The sequence below is a fragment of the Siminovitchia sp. FSL W7-1587 genome (genome assembly GCF_037963795.1).
GTDB lineage: Bacteria > Bacillota > Bacilli > Bacillales > Bacillaceae_C > Siminovitchia > Siminovitchia thermophila.
On the sequence record NZ_CP150169.1, the window covers coordinates 3,698,797 to 3,714,551 of the forward strand.

The 15,755-nt window shown below is 39.8% G+C and carries 19 protein-coding genes, 1 pseudogene and 1 other annotated feature; of the genes and pseudogenes, 15 read left to right on the forward strand and 5 right to left on the reverse strand.

Features of this window, described 5'->3' with window-relative positions:
• Positions 1-968: 968 nt before the first annotated feature.
• From NST31_RS17485 to rplT, 9 genes and pseudogenes are all read left to right on the forward strand, one after another.
• Positions 969-1,352: a hypothetical protein gene (locus tag NST31_RS17485; RefSeq protein WP_339162258.1), complete on the forward strand. Its 384-nt coding sequence runs from the start codon at positions 969-971 to the stop codon at positions 1,350-1,352.
• A gap of 663 nt (positions 1,353-2,015) precedes the next feature.
• Positions 2,016-2,843 carry a hypothetical protein gene (locus tag NST31_RS17490; RefSeq protein WP_339162261.1) on the forward strand — a complete coding sequence of 276 codons (828 nt, stop codon included), beginning with the start codon at positions 2,016-2,018 and terminating at the stop codon, positions 2,841-2,843.
• Between the two features lie 15 nt (positions 2,844-2,858).
• A complete protein-coding gene (locus NST31_RS17495; RefSeq protein WP_339162264.1) occupies positions 2,859-3,713 on the forward strand; it encodes an ABC transporter ATP-binding protein in 855 nt (284 codons plus the stop codon).
• Positions 3,710-4,540 (forward strand): hypothetical protein, encoded by an 831-nt coding sequence (locus tag NST31_RS17500; RefSeq protein ID WP_077110121.1) that lies wholly within the window; start codon positions 3,710-3,712, stop codon positions 4,538-4,540. The genes NST31_RS17495 and NST31_RS17500 overlap by 4 nt, the downstream gene beginning before the upstream one ends.
• Positions 4,537-5,340 carry a hypothetical protein gene (locus tag NST31_RS17505; RefSeq protein ID WP_339162267.1) on the forward strand — a complete coding sequence of 268 codons (804 nt, stop codon included), beginning with the start codon at positions 4,537-4,539 and terminating at the stop codon, positions 5,338-5,340. Before NST31_RS17500 ends, NST31_RS17505 begins: the two co-directional genes overlap by 4 nt.
• Before the next feature lie 101 nt (positions 5,341-5,441).
• Positions 5,442-5,576, forward strand: a pseudogene (locus NST31_RS17510) (ATP-binding cassette domain-containing protein); the annotation flags it as partial.
• Between the two features lie 454 nt (positions 5,577-6,030).
• Positions 6,031-6,175, forward strand: a sequence feature (ribosomal protein L20 leader region).
• Positions 6,176-6,285: 110 nt separating this feature from the next.
• Positions 6,286-6,789: a translation initiation factor IF-3 gene (gene infC, locus NST31_RS17515; protein WP_139345566.1), complete on the forward strand. Its 504-nt coding sequence runs from the start codon at positions 6,286-6,288 to the stop codon at positions 6,787-6,789.
• A gap of 19 nt (positions 6,790-6,808) precedes the next feature.
• The gene (gene rpmI, locus NST31_RS17520) at positions 6,809-7,009 is read left to right on the forward strand and encodes a 50S ribosomal protein L35 (protein WP_077110124.1); all 201 of its coding nucleotides are present in this window, start codon (positions 6,809-6,811) and stop codon (positions 7,007-7,009) included.
• A 34-nt stretch (positions 7,010-7,043) separates the two neighbouring features.
• Positions 7,044-7,397: a 50S ribosomal protein L20 gene (gene rplT, locus NST31_RS17525; protein WP_077110125.1), complete on the forward strand. Its 354-nt coding sequence runs from the start codon at positions 7,044-7,046 to the stop codon at positions 7,395-7,397.
• Between the two features lie 694 nt (positions 7,398-8,091).
• Here the strand turns inward: rplT and NST31_RS17530 are convergent.
• From NST31_RS17530 to NST31_RS17540, 3 genes are all read right to left on the reverse strand, one after another.
• Complete coding sequence (locus NST31_RS17530) at positions 8,092-8,628, reverse strand: hypothetical protein (RefSeq protein ID WP_339162270.1); 537 nt, start codon at positions 8,626-8,628, stop codon at positions 8,092-8,094.
• Between the two features lie 178 nt (positions 8,629-8,806).
• The gene (locus NST31_RS17535; RefSeq protein WP_077110127.1) at positions 8,807-9,079 is read right to left on the reverse strand and encodes a hypothetical protein; all 273 of its coding nucleotides are present in this window, start codon (positions 9,077-9,079) and stop codon (positions 8,807-8,809) included.
• 194 nt (positions 9,080-9,273) lie between these two features.
• The gene (locus NST31_RS17540) at positions 9,274-9,465 is read right to left on the reverse strand and encodes a hypothetical protein (protein WP_077110128.1); all 192 of its coding nucleotides are present in this window, start codon (positions 9,463-9,465) and stop codon (positions 9,274-9,276) included.
• A 233-nt stretch (positions 9,466-9,698) separates the two neighbouring features.
• Between NST31_RS17540 and NST31_RS17545 the strand changes: the two genes are divergently transcribed.
• Positions 9,699-10,274 (forward strand): VTT domain-containing protein, encoded by a 576-nt coding sequence (locus NST31_RS17545; protein WP_077110129.1) that lies wholly within the window; start codon positions 9,699-9,701, stop codon positions 10,272-10,274.
• Between the two features lies 1 nt (position 10,275).
• On the opposite strand, the gene NST31_RS17550 is transcribed toward NST31_RS17545, so the two are convergent.
• Positions 10,276-10,668 carry a sigma-w pathway protein ysdB gene (locus tag NST31_RS17550; protein WP_077110130.1) on the reverse strand — a complete coding sequence of 131 codons (393 nt, stop codon included), beginning with the start codon at positions 10,666-10,668 and terminating at the stop codon, positions 10,276-10,278.
• 103 nt (positions 10,669-10,771) lie between these two features.
• Between NST31_RS17550 and NST31_RS17555 the strand changes: the two genes are divergently transcribed.
• From NST31_RS17555 to NST31_RS17565, 3 genes are all read left to right on the forward strand, one after another.
• Positions 10,772-11,263 carry a dUTP diphosphatase gene (locus NST31_RS17555; RefSeq protein WP_077110131.1) on the forward strand — a complete coding sequence of 164 codons (492 nt, stop codon included), beginning with the start codon at positions 10,772-10,774 and terminating at the stop codon, positions 11,261-11,263.
• Positions 11,264-11,324: 61 nt separating this feature from the next.
• Positions 11,325-12,410, forward strand: coding sequence for a M42 family metallopeptidase (locus tag NST31_RS17560; RefSeq protein WP_077110132.1), 1,086 nt, complete (start codon positions 11,325-11,327; stop codon positions 12,408-12,410).
• Between the two features lie 98 nt (positions 12,411-12,508).
• Complete coding sequence (locus tag NST31_RS17565; protein WP_339162274.1) at positions 12,509-12,961, forward strand: small multi-drug export protein; 453 nt, start codon at positions 12,509-12,511, stop codon at positions 12,959-12,961.
• A 27-nt stretch (positions 12,962-12,988) separates the two neighbouring features.
• Here NST31_RS17565 and sspI read toward each other — a convergent pair whose 3' ends face one another.
• A complete protein-coding gene (gene sspI, locus NST31_RS17570; protein ID WP_339162277.1) occupies positions 12,989-13,198 on the reverse strand; it encodes a small acid-soluble spore protein SspI in 210 nt (69 codons plus the stop codon).
• Positions 13,199-13,631: 433 nt separating this feature from the next.
• On the opposite strand from sspI, the gene NST31_RS17575 reads away from it, so the two are divergent.
• Positions 13,632-14,384, forward strand: a complete 753-nt coding sequence (locus NST31_RS17575) for an RNA methyltransferase (protein ID WP_339162278.1) — start codon at positions 13,632-13,634, stop codon at positions 14,382-14,384.
• A gap of 325 nt (positions 14,385-14,709) precedes the next feature.
• Entirely contained in the window at positions 14,710-15,747 is a 1,038-nt protein-coding gene (gene pheS / locus NST31_RS17580) for a phenylalanine--tRNA ligase subunit alpha (protein WP_339162281.1), read from the forward strand.
• Positions 15,748-15,755 lie beyond the last annotated feature (8 nt).

Here is a 15,755-nt window from a genome sequence, read left to right on the forward strand (position 1 = left end):
AATCATAGGATCGAATGGAATAAGACTGTTAAATCACAAAAAACATCCTCCGGCTGTTGTGATGCAGGCGATGCCTGGCAAAGGTAAATATATTTGCTGATAAACTAAGTTCAGCACTTACGATAAAACAGTAAAAGCGTTCAAATAGAAACAAGTAGGTGCCGTTAATGAAAAAACGCAAGGGCACAATACTAGTTATCGGTATCAATGCTTGTTTTTTTACCAATCAGATCGTGAAGATTTAGTTATCAACCAGTTAATTATACGAGTGCACTAGGGTTAGCTTAAAAGTATTCCTCTGTATACATGCGCGATTCGCCTTACATCAAAAAGTAAAAGGCCTCTTGATGAGTGCGTTCATAAAGGGGAATGATTAATGTGATCAGCATGAAGTACATGGCATACTTTGTGGTTTCGTTGGTACTATAATTGCTGTTGTTCTGGTTACAAAGGAAAGCCCTATTATAACAGTGCTAGATTACGTTAATTATTCTCAATTATCCACATTAATTATGTTCATTATCGATAAACTACTCCAACACATAAGCTTGCTTTTTTGCGATGGACAGCATTAGGATCATAACTCAACATTAAAATCTATCATATTTTTTATCAATTCCTTAGTAAATTGGAATACACCAATTACTACTTCATTTACATCAAGAACGATTGCGGCAAACCGCAGGTTAATTGCGGAAAACCGCAAGTTGATTTACGGTGTAATTAGAGAGGATGTATGCAATAATCATAAGTAAGATTCAATTTGCATTTGTCGAAAAAGAGAGTTCCCTTATGAATAGGAAGGGAGGGTTTTTTGAAAGAGAGGGGATTCTTTCAGTACCTTTTAGGCAGTATGTTTGATTATAGACTAAGAGGAACTGGAACCTTATTTAAGTGACAAATCCAAGGGAGTTCACTTTTCAAAAGTGACTGAATCTTAGGAAAATAAGAAGGGGAGAGGTGTAGTAATGGGGAAAATTAAGCTGAAGAAAAAAACTTTAATGCTCTTTGCTATGGTTTCAATGGTGACTATCATGTTATCTAGTCAAGTTTTGGCAGCCTGGTATACTAGCACCATTACATTACCCCGTAATGGTTGGTGGTACACAGTAGAGAGAACTGCGACATCAAATGTACAAAAAACGAGAGTGTCTAAACCTAAATATGATGTTGTTTCGAATATTGCGAGTCCTAGGAATGTGAAATTATCTTCAAATAAGACCCACACAAAAAATAAGACCATTACAAATACCCACGTTACGGGTGCCAAAGGGGCAAAGGTAAAAGGAGCTTTTCGCTCATCTATTATTAATCAGCGTACAAACAGAGTTACCTTAAGTTGGGAGCCATAATTTTCAAGAAAAAGCATCAAACGTGCTTTGATGCTTTTTCTTCTTCTTGATACGCCCAGCATAAGCCAGTCTACAGGGGGCAAGTCCCATCCATGTAGTCAGAAGTAATGTAAGCTTAACGCAAGGAATCCCGCGTAAAGTAGGATTTGAAGGAAGGGGGCGGCAAACTTCCAGTCCGAGGGACACGAATTTTATAATAAGACCTGGGGATGATTGGTAATTTTTCCAAACCAAAACAAAGGTTATATCCATTAAATGAAGTGGACAGAAGGAGGGAAAGACTACGATTCTTACCTAGGGAGGTTTGATGGACACGCCCAATTCCCTTGGTAACCTGTCCAGTGCGATGGACAGTTGAACTATCAGAAGTCAGAAGAGCGGAAGTACTGCGTCCAGCTAAAGATGGACAGGAAGGGCTGAAAAATTGAGAGAGAACAGCATATTTGTATCCAGTCTTCTGTGGTGACTATTGGTCAATCTCGTGGCTGCAGGACGGTGAAGCAGAGGATGGCATAAGAAGGAAATCTAGTTAACATAAATGAGAACTTCGCGTCATCAAGTTTAAATGAGCTGCCCTGTTTCGAACCTTAACGTACTAATGTGAAGGCCGGAGATTAGTCACTCCCTTTTACCCATTAAACAACTGCATTAAGGAGAATGCACATGATTTATAGATTTATACAAGATTGTTTAAAAAGTTTGATAAAGAAAAAGTTTACGTGGATGGCGTTCTTTTTCTATCTTCTAATTGCTGCGGGCAATATTTTGTTCATTCGCAGTGAAGAACCCGTTGGGAATCCTTATTTTACACCGACGTCCGCTTTTGAATACTTTGTTATGATTCAAGGTGGAGGGTCTGGTGTTTTAATGGTTTTCCTGCCTTTGCTGGTCACATTAGCAACAGGAGATTTTTTTATCAAAGAAAGGCGCTCCAGTCTATTATCTTATAGTTTGATGAGGACAAGTCTGCGGCAGTATATTCGCAGTAAAGTGCTATCGATTGGTTTCAGCAGTTTTTTATTTCTCTTTTTTTGCCAATTGCTCCTGTTTATCAGCTTGCTATTGATTTTTCCATTAACGAAGCCGAGTGTTGATAACATCAATTATGCAACGGATTTATTGGTACATAATCCATGGATATATTGTTTGCTCATTATCCTTAATAGTGCGCTTATGGCTTTTTTCTATAGCTGTTTGACGATAATCATTGGCATTATTTTTCAGAACCTTTATGTTTCGATCATGCTTCCGTATGTTTGTTTCATCGGACTATCAGAAATTTTCATGTCATTTCCGCTTTTCCTTGATGGAAAATTAGGAGCTTTTTTTTATGATTTTGCTCCAATGGCTATGGCTGGAGATTATATCACAAGCACATTTTACTGGGCTGTTATACCTTTATATTGGATCGCGCTGGGAGGGCTGAGTTATCTATTCGTCATTTGGCTGTTTGAATGGAAATTTCAAAGAGAAAAGCTTTTGTTATTATAAAAGGAGAAGATATGAATGACAGAAGAGAATAGAATTGTATTTCATCATGTCGATAAAAGTATAGGCGAACAAACGATTCTACAAAATGTCACATTTAAAGTGCGTGCTGGAGAAGTTGTCGGTATCATAGGCGCGAATGGATCTGGAAAAACAACCATCCTTCGACTTGCAGCAGGCTTAAGTTACCCTTCAAAGGGAGAGATCCTTATAAACGGCAAATCTATCCAACCAGGATTAGTAGGGAATTTACCTGGCGGGATAGGGGTGCTTATTGAATCACCGACATTTTTAGAAAATGTAACCGGTTTTGACAACCTTTATTATTTATCAAAAATTAGGAATCAAATTGATAAGGAAGATATTTATCATGCGCTAAAACAAGTGGGCCTTGATCCAAATAATAAAAAGAAAGTGAAAGCTTACTCATTAGGGATGAAACAGCGCTTAGGGATAGCGCAAGCAATTATGGAGCGACCAGAAATTATTTTATTTGATGAGCCGACTAACGCGTTAGATAAAGAAGGAATATCGTTATTCGGAAACATTATTGACGAGTGTAAAAAAAGAGGTACAAGCTTTTTATTTGTCTCTCATAGTATGGAGGATATCCAAAATTATTGTGATCGTGTCTTTAAGATCGAAAATCAGACCGTTGTCTTACAAGAAAACATGCGTTATTACACAGTAATGCTAAATAAATTAGAAGATGTAGAGAAAGTGCTACAAATAAAAACAAATGCCCGTATTGGTGAAAGACTGGACGGAAACCCGGTGATTCGTATACCTTTTGAAACAGAAAAAGAGCTCCATTCATTTTTTGATGATTTGCAATTAGACTATCAACTATTAAAGGATAAAAAATCATCATGATGCCTTTTGAAATCGCCAAATATTTGAGGCATTGTTGGAAACGACTAGCCGTTGTCACAGGTATACTCATATTAAATGCTATTTTTAATAAGAAAAATGTCTATACCCTTTTAGAATTATTGGATTTAATCCCAGAAGGGGCAGTCTTAACCGTACAGGATTATATAGTCGGCCTTTTTAATTCAGCACAATTTGTGATGTTTTTTATATTTCCCGTTTTGTTTGCTGTGTTGATTGCAGATTTAATCACAGCCGATTTTGATGATGGCTTTATATATCTTATACTTTCCAGATTGGAAAGTCGTTTTCATTATCTTATCACGAAATGCGCCATTGTTTTTTTGATGGCCATTATCTTTACATGTTTAGTTGTCATTACCGCACTCTTTGTAGTGGCTGTTTTCCGTATTCCTTTTTCCGGAGAAACATACCATTATCTCTTTTTAGCAGACCAACGTGCTAGTTCCATCATGACATATGTCATGATCCTAACAACGTTTATACTTGGTCTAACTTTTATCGGAATGCTGACGCTTGTTATCTCTGTTTATACAAGAGGGGCTGGTATTGCGGTGGCTGTAATCATTTTGCTCGGCTTTATACATAATATTTTTTATGTACTCGGCAGTCCTTTTTTACTTTGGTTACCTTTTACACAATATGTTGTCGGTATGCATGCAAACTATGCCCCATTTGGGATCTCGGTCCCTTACTTTACAAACGCATTTTCCAGTGCGTATTTGATCATCGGGATTATTTTTTCTTTTGGACTAATGATGTGGAAAATACGATCCAGTGACATAAATAAAGTGAGGACCAGTAAATGAATGTACTCGTATTCCTGCAATTAAGGTCGATATTTACGAAAAAAACAAGTATCATACTGTTGCTTTTTTTCATTATTCTTGCTTTCTTACAAGGGTTGCGGTTGCGTCAATATTTCTTAATCTATGAAGTAGAAGGAAACGCATTAGACTTTTTGATGTTTACGGTTGGTGGTTGGCAAAGTCCGACATTATTTACATTTATCTTATCATGGCTACTTTTCATGTTCATTTTTCTTTATTTCTCCTTACTTTCATCAACCATTGTTGATCAGTTGTTTAACTACGTGTTGCCGCGATTGCAAAAACGAGTCATTATATGGGGAATTACGTGTATGATGCAAAGTATCTTAAGTGTTCTTCTTTTTCTCTTATTCGTTTTTCTACATCTGTTGATTGGTTGCTTGTTATTTGAAAACAATTGGAATTTCAGCACGTACAGTTTGCAGTTTTACCCGGATTGGGTGAATGCTTCTCTTTCTGTCAAAACGATGTTATTTCGGATAAGTGTGATATTTATTAGTGGATTATATGCCTTATTTATGATGCTGCAAATAATCTTACTTTTCCCGTTGAATAAAACTTATTTGTACATCAGTTTTGTTCTAGTCGGTATAGGGACTAGCATCGCATATGTGTATACCACTATGCCGAGAATGTTTGCTCCATTCTTTTATGTCAGTACAATGTCTTTGCCAGCAGATCAGACAGCCTTTATTACGGCTTTTCTTAGTAATATGCTGATTGTTGTTTTTTGTGGGCTGATTGGCATTTTCTTGTGGAGAAAGCGAGAAATGCTTTAATTAGATGCTTTAATAAATGTTTAAAATTGACGACAAGTGAAAAGGAGGTTCTATTCAAGAAGGCATGACTGTCCTTATTAACCTGAATAAGGGGGATAACAATGAATGAGGTCTTAAAAATTAAAAACCTACATAAAAAAATGAATTCAAAAATAATTATTGATAATGTATCTTTTAAAGTAAAAAAAGGAGAAACATTTGGACTTTTGGGCCCTAATGGTGCTGGAAAAACCACTAAAAGTTGGAACTGTCTAACGAAATCATCTGAAAGCAAATAAGCATTTGACCTCTCTAAAAAAGTTAGAGGTATGTATTCGGTTTTAATCTCTTATATTCTGTTACAATGCTTACTAAATTGTGAAAACACTCCTCTAGGTAGAGTGCGACTGACGGAATGGAGACAATAGTTGGATAGTCAACTGATTTCAATCTACGCACTCACATAGAGTGCGACAAGCTACACCACATGGCCAATAAATCATGGTGTACAATTTCCATCCAGGCTCTCCCATAGGGAAAATCGAAAACAGGGATTGTAAAAGACAAAAAGCAGTCGTCACTATATCAAGCGATATGAAGTGCTATTTGGATGGCATAATTTTTAACATGAACAATCATTATTTATAACAAATGTCATTTGACAAAACTTCTTGTATATGGTAAATTTACTAAGGTGAATCGAATACTCGTTTGTGTAAGAAGGAGCTGCCCGCTTCTCGCCTGATTGACGCAATTTGGCTGTTGACAGGTTACGAATTCATAATCTATTTTTCACATTTTACATGATAAGTGATAATAGCGCGGGTCCTCTGCATACCCGTGCTTTTTTGTTTTGGATGTTTTTAAAATAGGCGAAAAAGCAAGTGAAGGAACGATCGAACAGCCCATTTTACCAAACAAAGTATTCTTAAAAAAACTTGGAGGTGGCTAACTATTAGCAAAGATATGTTTGTAAATGAGGGCATACGTGCCCGTGAACTTCGTCTCATTGATCAAAATGGCAATCAGCTCGGAGTGAAATCCCGAAATGAAGCGCTTGATATTGCTGCCCGCGCTAACCTTGATCTCGTGCTTGTTGCACCGAATGCGAAACCGCCTGTAGCCAGAATTATGGACTATGGTAAGTATCGTTTTGAACAGCAAAAAAGAGAAAAAGAAGCACGCAAAAATCAAAAAGTGATCAATGTGAAGGAAGTTCGCCTCAGTCCCACAATTGATGAACATGATTTTAACACAAAACTCCGCAATGGAAGAAAGTTTCTTGAAAAGGGAGATAAAGTGAAGGCTTCCATTCGCTTCCGGGGACGGGCCATTACCCATAAGGAGATTGGCCAGAAAGTTTTGAATCGATTTGCCGAAGAATGCAACGATGTTGCTACGGTCGAGTCAAAACCGCGAATGGACGGCAGAAGCATGTTCTTGGTGTTAGCACCGAAAACGGAAAAGTAATTTTGAGGAGGAAATTGACATGCCAAAAATGAAAACACACCGCGGCGCGGCGAAGCGCTTTAAGAAAACAGCTTCAGGCCAATTGAAGCGTTCACATGCATACACAAGCCACTTGGCTGCAAATAAATCTACAAAACAAAAACGCAAATTGCGCAAATCAGCGCTCGTTTCAAAGGGTGACTTCCGTAGAATCCGTCACCTTCTTGACAATATTAAATAATTCATTGAGCAATTCATCATAGGAGGGAAATCAAATGCCACGTGTAAAAGGCGGAACAGTAACTCGCAGACGTCGCAAAAAAGTATTAAAATTAGCTAAAGGATATTACGGTTCTAAACATAGATTATTTAAAGTTGCCAATCAACAAGTCATGAAATCCTATATGTATGCGTATCGTGACCGCAGAAACAAAAAGCGCGATTTTCGCAAACTATGGATTACACGTATTAATGCCGCTGCCCGCATGAACGGTCTTTCATACAGCCGTTTAATGCATGGCTTGAAAGTAGCCGGCATCGAAGTAAACCGTAAAATGCTTGCAGACCTTGCTGTTTCTGACGAAAAAGCATTTGCTGAACTGGCGAACAAAGCAAAATCTGCATTGTAAACATGTAAATGAAAAACCATGCCATCATAATGGGATGGTTTTTTTATTTGCGCCCGGCATGGGCTATAACTTGGTGGTGAAAGTCCACTACAGGCTTGGCAGTAGGAACTGTTAGCTAATGGCAAGGGTGTCCATGGGACGTGGAATCTGAAGGAAGCTCGAGGCAAACCTCTGGTCTGACGAACAGAAATCATATAAGAGGCAACGTACGAGGATAAGACTGCAAAAGAAGTTAAAGTCCGATAGCTACGACTGATCATACGGTGTATATATGGCAGATAGATGGAGGGAAAGAGTTCGCGCTTTAACTGAGGAGGTCACACTGATCTACGCCAAAATCTTATAGCGATGTAAGACTGGATAGTGAGAAGTCAGCAGAAGACGTAGTAGTGAAGAAGTCTAATGAAAGTTAGAAGGAGCGAAAGGCTGAGAACCATTTTATCGTTTTAGAAATCTTGATTGGAAGAGGAAAAAAGACCACTGGCATCATGCGTAAAAGTGGATACCAACTTCACGAGACAGAGATGAAATAACGAGCGTGTACGAAGAAAAACTACTCGACAAAATTCTGGAAAGAGAACACCTCAATCAAGCATTCAAGCAGGTGAAAAGGAATAAAGGTGCAGCCGGAGTGGATGGAATGACTGTAGAAGATCTAGTGGGATATAAGGTAAGAAACAAAGAGGAAATCATCTCACTTATAAAATTTTAGTGTTTTTAAAAAAAGATTGACAAGTAAGGAAACGTGATACAAAAGTAGTGATGGCACAATTCCGGTTGCTAAGCTTGCTAATATACTAAATGGGTTATCAATATTTAACATAGAAGTTGAGGTGGAAATTAAAATTAATAATACACCTACACTTAAGATGCCTCCTAAAGCATATCCAATAAGTTTCACAACATACGTTAAAAATAAATTGTGTATCTCTAGCTTTGCAGATTTATAATCTATAAAATAAGATAGGACGGTTCCATACACTAAATAAACAGGCAAGAAAAAAGTAAGATAAATACCGAATAGTTCTTCAAAAGAACTATAGGGAACGCCTATTTCTCGATTTTCTACTGGAGTATAACCTAATTGCGCGAAATACAATGAAATTAGTAATGCCGAAATTAAAGATGATATCACTTTTTCAAAAATGATTAACCCCTTATTCTCAACTTTACTATTTAAGATAATGAAATAACCAATAATAGAAATGATTACTAAAATAAATGGAGCCAAAAGATCCCCTCCACTCCAGAATAAATTTAAGCTCGGTTTAATACAACATATCATAAACTAACTTATTTAAAAACATATCCTGAAACACTCTTTTGTCTATAAAGAGAATTTCAAATATTAGGAAAGTAAAAGACATATAAACAAAAAAGAAGGAAGATATGTCGGCTTTCCTGATGAATCAGAGAGAAAAAGTGTGCTGGATCTCTTCGGCACTTGGCTGGCCATTGGCCCAAGCCAGAGCCAACGCTTCGTTTAACAGAGAAAAGTCACTTTTTTTCAGAAGCTTTCCCAATAACCGAAGAATAGCTTTCTGTTCCTCTTCTGTACAGTCGCGGAGAAACTTTGTCCACACTGGAGGGAATTGGTCGTACATATTTGAATACTTAATCGCTCTTGGCCGTTTGGCAAGCAGATCCAGATAAGGCTGGCACACTATGGATTTGCGCTTCATTCCATACAGCCTGGCGTGTTTGGCCATCACTTCATTTTATATGATGATAGATTCATGGCTGATATGCATACAAACCTTATGCCTCGCTAACCGGGGGGGAGGTGGAATAGTGCTTCTGATCAATAACGAATAAAGTGAAACTTCCCGCATGATCTCCATATTTTAAAACAATAATATCTTCGGCAAAGTTTTGTTTATAGTGTTCCTAAACTAATTGGTGTGCTGTTTAAAAACTTTGTAGTATAAGCCCTTTGTGCTGCGACTCCATCAAAAGTCCCATGAAACGCACCTGTAACAATAACGATTTTATCTTTCCCCGCTGTAGCACGTGCAGCTCGGATAGCTACCATCACCGCCTCGGATTTGTAGGCCTTCAATGCGGTCATCCATTTTCCCGACCTGGCTCCGGCTGTCAACAGGAATGAATAATATACGTTATAACGGAGGGAAATTGGTATACGGTCGTTTCGGAAGCTCGACAACCTACTTTAAAATGTAAGCTCGATCCGATTTATCCGTACGTGGCTAAACACGATTTAAGCCGTTTGTTACTTCTTGGCCATCAGTCATAACCAAAACAACATGAAAATACAATTGTAGAGGAAAGCAGGTGATCACCTTGAATGAGCAATTATTTATAATGCTTTCACTCGTGAAGGATAGCGGAATGTTAGCCCCCGTGATCTTTATTTTTTTTCATGTTGTCAGGCAATTTATGTTTATTCCAGTTGCATTTGTTTGCATGGCTGGCGGTATGATGTTTGGAAGTTTGTTGGGAACGGCTTATTCATTGGCAGGATTGCTCGTACTTTCGGCCGTATTTTATTTTGGCATCGGCAAGCTTCACAGGACACGGTCCAAACTCATGTCCATCAAAACGAAATGGTTCGGTCCCTATACAAAAATGACGGTCGGCCAAATTGCGGTCCTCAGGCTCATTCCTTTTTTTCATTATCACTTGCTCAACCTTTGTCTATTGGAAAGGCGGCCTGATTTTCGCGGATTTATGAGGGGAGCAGTTGCAACGAATGTTCCGCTCGCTTTTTTCTACACTGTATTTGGAGAATTTATTACCAGCTTTTCACCGTTCATGGCCATAATGATTGTTATATCTTTATTCATTTTGGTTTATATTCTAAGGGAAAGGGTCAGTGTCATTAAATGGTCTGATTTTTTTGGCCACCATTCGGCATAAATTAGTCCGCTCTGTTTTTTTTCAGCAATTCTTTGATCGGGCTTTTCCAGTCAATTACTGCATTGGGATAGCGCAATTTGATTTCGTTTTCAATAAAAACAAAATCTTCATAACCCAATCCATGAAGTAAATCATTGTTATGTGGAAAAACAAAAATGGATACGACTTCAAATGACTTGTCAGTCGTCCCCAAATATTTTTCTCCCTCAAACATGACACCTTTATAAGTAATGAGAAAATTTTTTCTTATGTTGTCAGGGATATCATAAAAAAAGAATCGTTTCTGTTCATGGGCGCTTTCCAGCTTCCTCTTTGGATCAATAATAAACTTGATTGCTGTATAAAATAAGTAAATAATGAGTGCCAAAATAGCGATCCTAAACAGCAAAATCATGACGATTCCTCCCATTCAATATCAATACCCCCATATACGTACAAACAAGCGAAAAGGTTTCATTTCTGGTATAATTTTTTAAAAAAGAGGAGTGAGCCAAAAAATGACTTTTCAGGATTGGTTTACCATGCAGCGGGAGCTGGACCGTTATATAGAAACAAATCATGGTTTACAGAAAGAAGATGTAACAGACAAAAAAATATTGGCTTTACTAGTAGAAATCGGAGAATTGGCGAATGAAACAAGATGCTTTAAATTTTGGAGCAAAAAGCCGGCAGCGGAAAGGGAAAAGATCTTAGAGGAATTCGTCGATGGCATACATTTTATTTTATCGATCGGGCTGGATCTCGGGTTGGAGGAAAGGGAGTTCTCTATTATATCTCATGAAGGAAATGAAGATTTAGTCCGTGGATTCCTTGCGGTATTTGAACGTGTGAACGCTCTGCGCCAATCGAGGAGCGCGGAAGATTATGAACAGTTACTCCGCAGATACTTTGTTTTGGGACATTCACTCGGATTTTCGATGGATGAAGTGCAAGAAGCTTATAAAATGAAAAACAAGGTAAACTATAAACGGCAAGATGAAGGATATTAAGATCGCTTTTTTCGTTTCAGCCATTTAACTATAAGTTTCGATCAATGGAGGATGAAATAAAATGAAGCAATTAGATGAGACGCTGACAATGCTGAAAGAGTTAACGGATGCAAGAGGAATTGCCGGAAATGAACGGGAAGCGCGCGAAGTGATGGAAAAGTACATAGCTCCCTATTGTGATGAAATCAGCACTGATGGCCTTGGAAGCTTGATTGCCCAAAAAACGGGTGAAACAAATGGCCCGAAAATCATGATTGCCGGGCACTTGGATGAGATTGGCTTCATGGTAACGCAAATTGATGACAAAGGATTTTTGCGCTTTCAAACGGTTGGCGGCTGGTGGTCACAGGTGATGTTGGCACAGCGGGTAACGGTTGTGACGGCCAACGGTGACATAACGGGCGTGATCGGATCCAAGCCACCCCATATATTATCTCCTGAAGCGAGAAAAAAGCCGGTTGATATAAAAGATATGTTTATTGACATTGGCGCATCCAGCAAAGAAGAAGCAAAAGAGTGGGGAGTCCGTCCCGGAGACATGGTTGTGCCATCGTTTGAATTCACAGTAATGAAAAATGAAAAAATGCTGCTGGCGAAAGCATGGGATAACCGTATTGGCTGCGCTATTGCGATAGATGTCTTGAAAAACCTAAAAGATGAAAAGCATGGAAACGTCGTGTACGGAGTGGGCACTGTCCAGGAAGAAGTCGGTTTAAGAGGTGCTAAAACTGCGGCTAACCGCATTCAACCTGATATTGCCATCGCGGTGGATGTAGGGATTGCCGGAGATACACCCGGTGTATCGGAAAAAGAAGCCCAAGCAAAAATAGGTGAAGGTCCGCAAATTATTTTATACGATGCTTCCCTCGTATCTCATAAAGGGCTTCGGGATTTTGTCACAAAGACCGCTGACGAGCATGACATCCCTTACCAGTTTGATGCTATGCCCGGTGGCGGAACCGATGCCGGAGCTACGCATTTGACCGGAGAGGGTGTGCCATCTATAGCGATTACGATCGCAACCCGCTACATTCATACACATGGAGCCATTTTGCACCGTGATGATTATGAAAATACGGTGAAATTGATTACAGAGGTCGTTAAAAGATTGGATCGGGAGACGGCAAAGCACATCATTTATGGATGATGGAGCACGGAGAGAATCAGGTAGTGCTCGAAAACATTGGTTAAAGCAATAAAATTTGGGAATGTTCATTCGTGATTTTTTATTGCAGAGGAGAAACGATGGGAAGTATATGGGAATATGTCATTATTTTCTTATTGGCAGCTGTACCATGGATTGAAGTGGCTGCCGTCATACCGCTTGGCATCATCCGGGGTTTGTCGTCGACTTATGTTGTGATTGTGGCTTTTCTTGGTAATTTGTCGACAATCATCTTACTCGTATATTTATTTGATAAAATCAAGGATTTTTGGGTGAGAAAAAAAGGGGAGCAAAAAACATCCGGGAAGCGGCTGGAGAGAGCGAAGCGAATTTGGAATAAATATGGTTTGCCGGGCCTTAGTTTGCTTGGACCGATTTTCATTGGTATTCACATTGCGGCTTTCATTGGTCTAACCCTTGGAGCAACGAGAAATTGGACACTGCTGTGGATGACAAGCAGCTTGGCGTTATGGTCTATTGTTTTTGGTGTAGCCGCGCACTACGGCTTGTTAACATTCAAGATGCTTTTTTAAAGCAAAAAAGCGGCTTTTATGCCGCTTTTACTGTTTCAAGCCTTGTTCTAATGTTTCGAGCATATTGCTTTTCTCTTGTTCATCAGCATGTTGCCAAATGACTTCAAAAAGAACTCCTAGCCCTGGAAGCAATTTTTCTTCTCCGCGCTGAATGGCATCAACGATCGTATCCCGCAATTGCGCCTGGTCATTATCTGATACGTTATGGATTACGGCTTTTCGAATATTTATATCCATCCTTTAGACTCCTTTTCAAATCTTTTTATTAGCTTTTCGCAAACGGTCAGAATTATGTACAATGATAAAGCGAAACTTTAATCAGAAGGGGGAAGGCGCTCGCGATGCGGCGTTATGAGTCTGCAACCCTTAAGCACCCATAACTCCTGTTAAGAGCTATCCTTACCTTAAAGCTCGCGCTTTTTTCAAGCCCTGACGATGCGTCAATTTCCGCTTTGCCGCTTCGCTTGCACTCGTATATTTTGCCTATCACCACTCCTTTGTTTGTGGTTGCCATCATTGAAAAAATGCCATGCCTGGTGCGTTGTTGTCGACCCGAAACAATCGGACTTTGAGTGGCGGTTGTCCCGAATAATCCCTTCGATACCCTTTAGATTATGTGGGGCTGACTATCCGTTATTGCGGGATATAACCAGAAAGGAAATACTTTGTCATGGACGTATTACAATCTGTGAAAAATCCGCGTGTCAAAGCGTGGAAAAAACTGCATACAAAAAAAGGGCGCGACCAAACCGGGACCTATTTGATCGAAGGAGCTCATCTGATAGAAGAAGCGCTAAAAACAGATGAGCTTATCGAGCTGATGATTGAACACAATCAGCCGATCCCGGAATATGTCAAAGAAGCCGATATTCCCATTACGTTCATTTCCCCGGAAATCTGCCATGTGATATCAGGGACGGAAACTCCGCAAGGTATGTTCGCTCTTTGTAAAAAAAAGTTGGTGAAGCCTGATCCAACTGTCAACAAACGTTTTTTGCTGCTGGATGGCGTGCAAGACCCGGGAAATATCGGAACCATGATCAGGACGGCGGATGCGGCGGGTGTTGAGGCTGTTATTTTTGGCGAAGGTACGGGGGATTTATATAATCCGAAAGTGATTCGTTCAGCCCAAGGCAGCCATTTTCACCTCCAAATTGCCTCGGGCAATGTACTGGAATGGATTCCGCCATTAAAAGCCCAAGGCATCCCTGTTTACGGTACAGCACTCCGCAACGCGGTCACTTACAAAGAGATACGCCCAGCGGAATCATTTGCATTGATCGTTGGCAATGAAGGTGCCGGTGTTTCGGAACGAATCCTTGACATAACCGATCAAAACATTTATATACCAATTTATGGAAAAAGTGAATCCTTGAACGTGGCAGTCGCTGCCGGTATCCTTATGTATCATTTAAGAACATGATTTGAATTTTTCAAAATGAACGGCTATAATGTGAATATCTATATGGAAAAACGATGACGGAGAAAAGTAACCGGAGGAAACTTACAGGGAGAAAGTGCCTTGACTGCAAGCATTTTCAGTGACAATCCAGGTGAAGTTCATCTCTCGAGTTGGCATCGGGACCGCTGTCTGGCAAACAACAGCGTAAAGATGACCCGGCACGGCCGTTATGACAATGAAGTGAACATGATAACATGTTTATAAGGGTGGTACCGCGACCATAGCCTCGTCCCTTGCTTGGGGGCGGGCTTTTTTTATTTGCAATAAAAGAAGGAGGAATTCATAAATGGAGGAAAAGTTAAAGAGCTTGGAGACGAAGGCGCTTGTGGAAATTAAAGATGCCGCTAATTTAAAAGAGTTAAATCAAGTTCGTGTTGCGTATCTGGGAAAAAAGGGGCCCATTACGGAAGTGTTACGGGGCATGGGCAAATTATCAGCGGAAGAGCGCCCGAAAATGGGGGCACTCGCCAATATGGTGAGAGAGACGATTGCCAAAGCGATTGAAAACAAACATGAGGAATTGGAACAAGAAGCTGTTCGCAAGAAGCTTGAATCGGAAACAATCGACATTACGCTTCCCGGCAGGCCGGTTAAAATGGGGAGCCGTCATCCGCTTACGAAAATTATCGAAGAGGTGGAAGACTTATTTATCGGCATGGGATATAAAGTAGCGGAAGGTCCCGAAGTGGAATTGGACTATTACAATTTTGAAGCAATGAATTTTCCAAAAGGACATCCAGCGCGTGATATGCAGGATTCCTTTTACATCTCAGAGGAAATCATGCTCCGCACTCACACATCGCCGGTACAGACCCGAACAATGGAGAAACACAAAGGGAAAGGGCCGGTCAAAATCATCTGTCCAGGAAAAGTATATCGACGTGACGATGATGATGCGACACACTCCCATCAATTTATGCAAATCGAAGGGCTTGTCGTTGATGAAGACATTACAATGGGTGACTTGAAAGGAACGCTTGAAGTGTTTGCGAAAAAAATGTTCGGGGAAGATCGGGAAATTCGCTTGCGTCCAAGCTTTTTCCCGTTCACGGAACCATCCGTCGAGATGGATATTTCCTGTAAAATTTGCCAGGGCGACGGCTGCCGCGTTTGTAAACAAACGGGTTGGATAGAAATTTTGGGGGCGGGCATGGTTCATCCGAACGTGCTGGAAATGGCCGGTTTTGATTCGAAAAAATATACAGGATTCGCGTTTGGAATGGGGCCTGACCGAATCGCCATACTGAAATATGGAATTGATGACATTCGCCATTTCTATACAAATGATATTCGTTTTCTTAAACAATTCGCTGTCCAAGAATAGATCGGGAG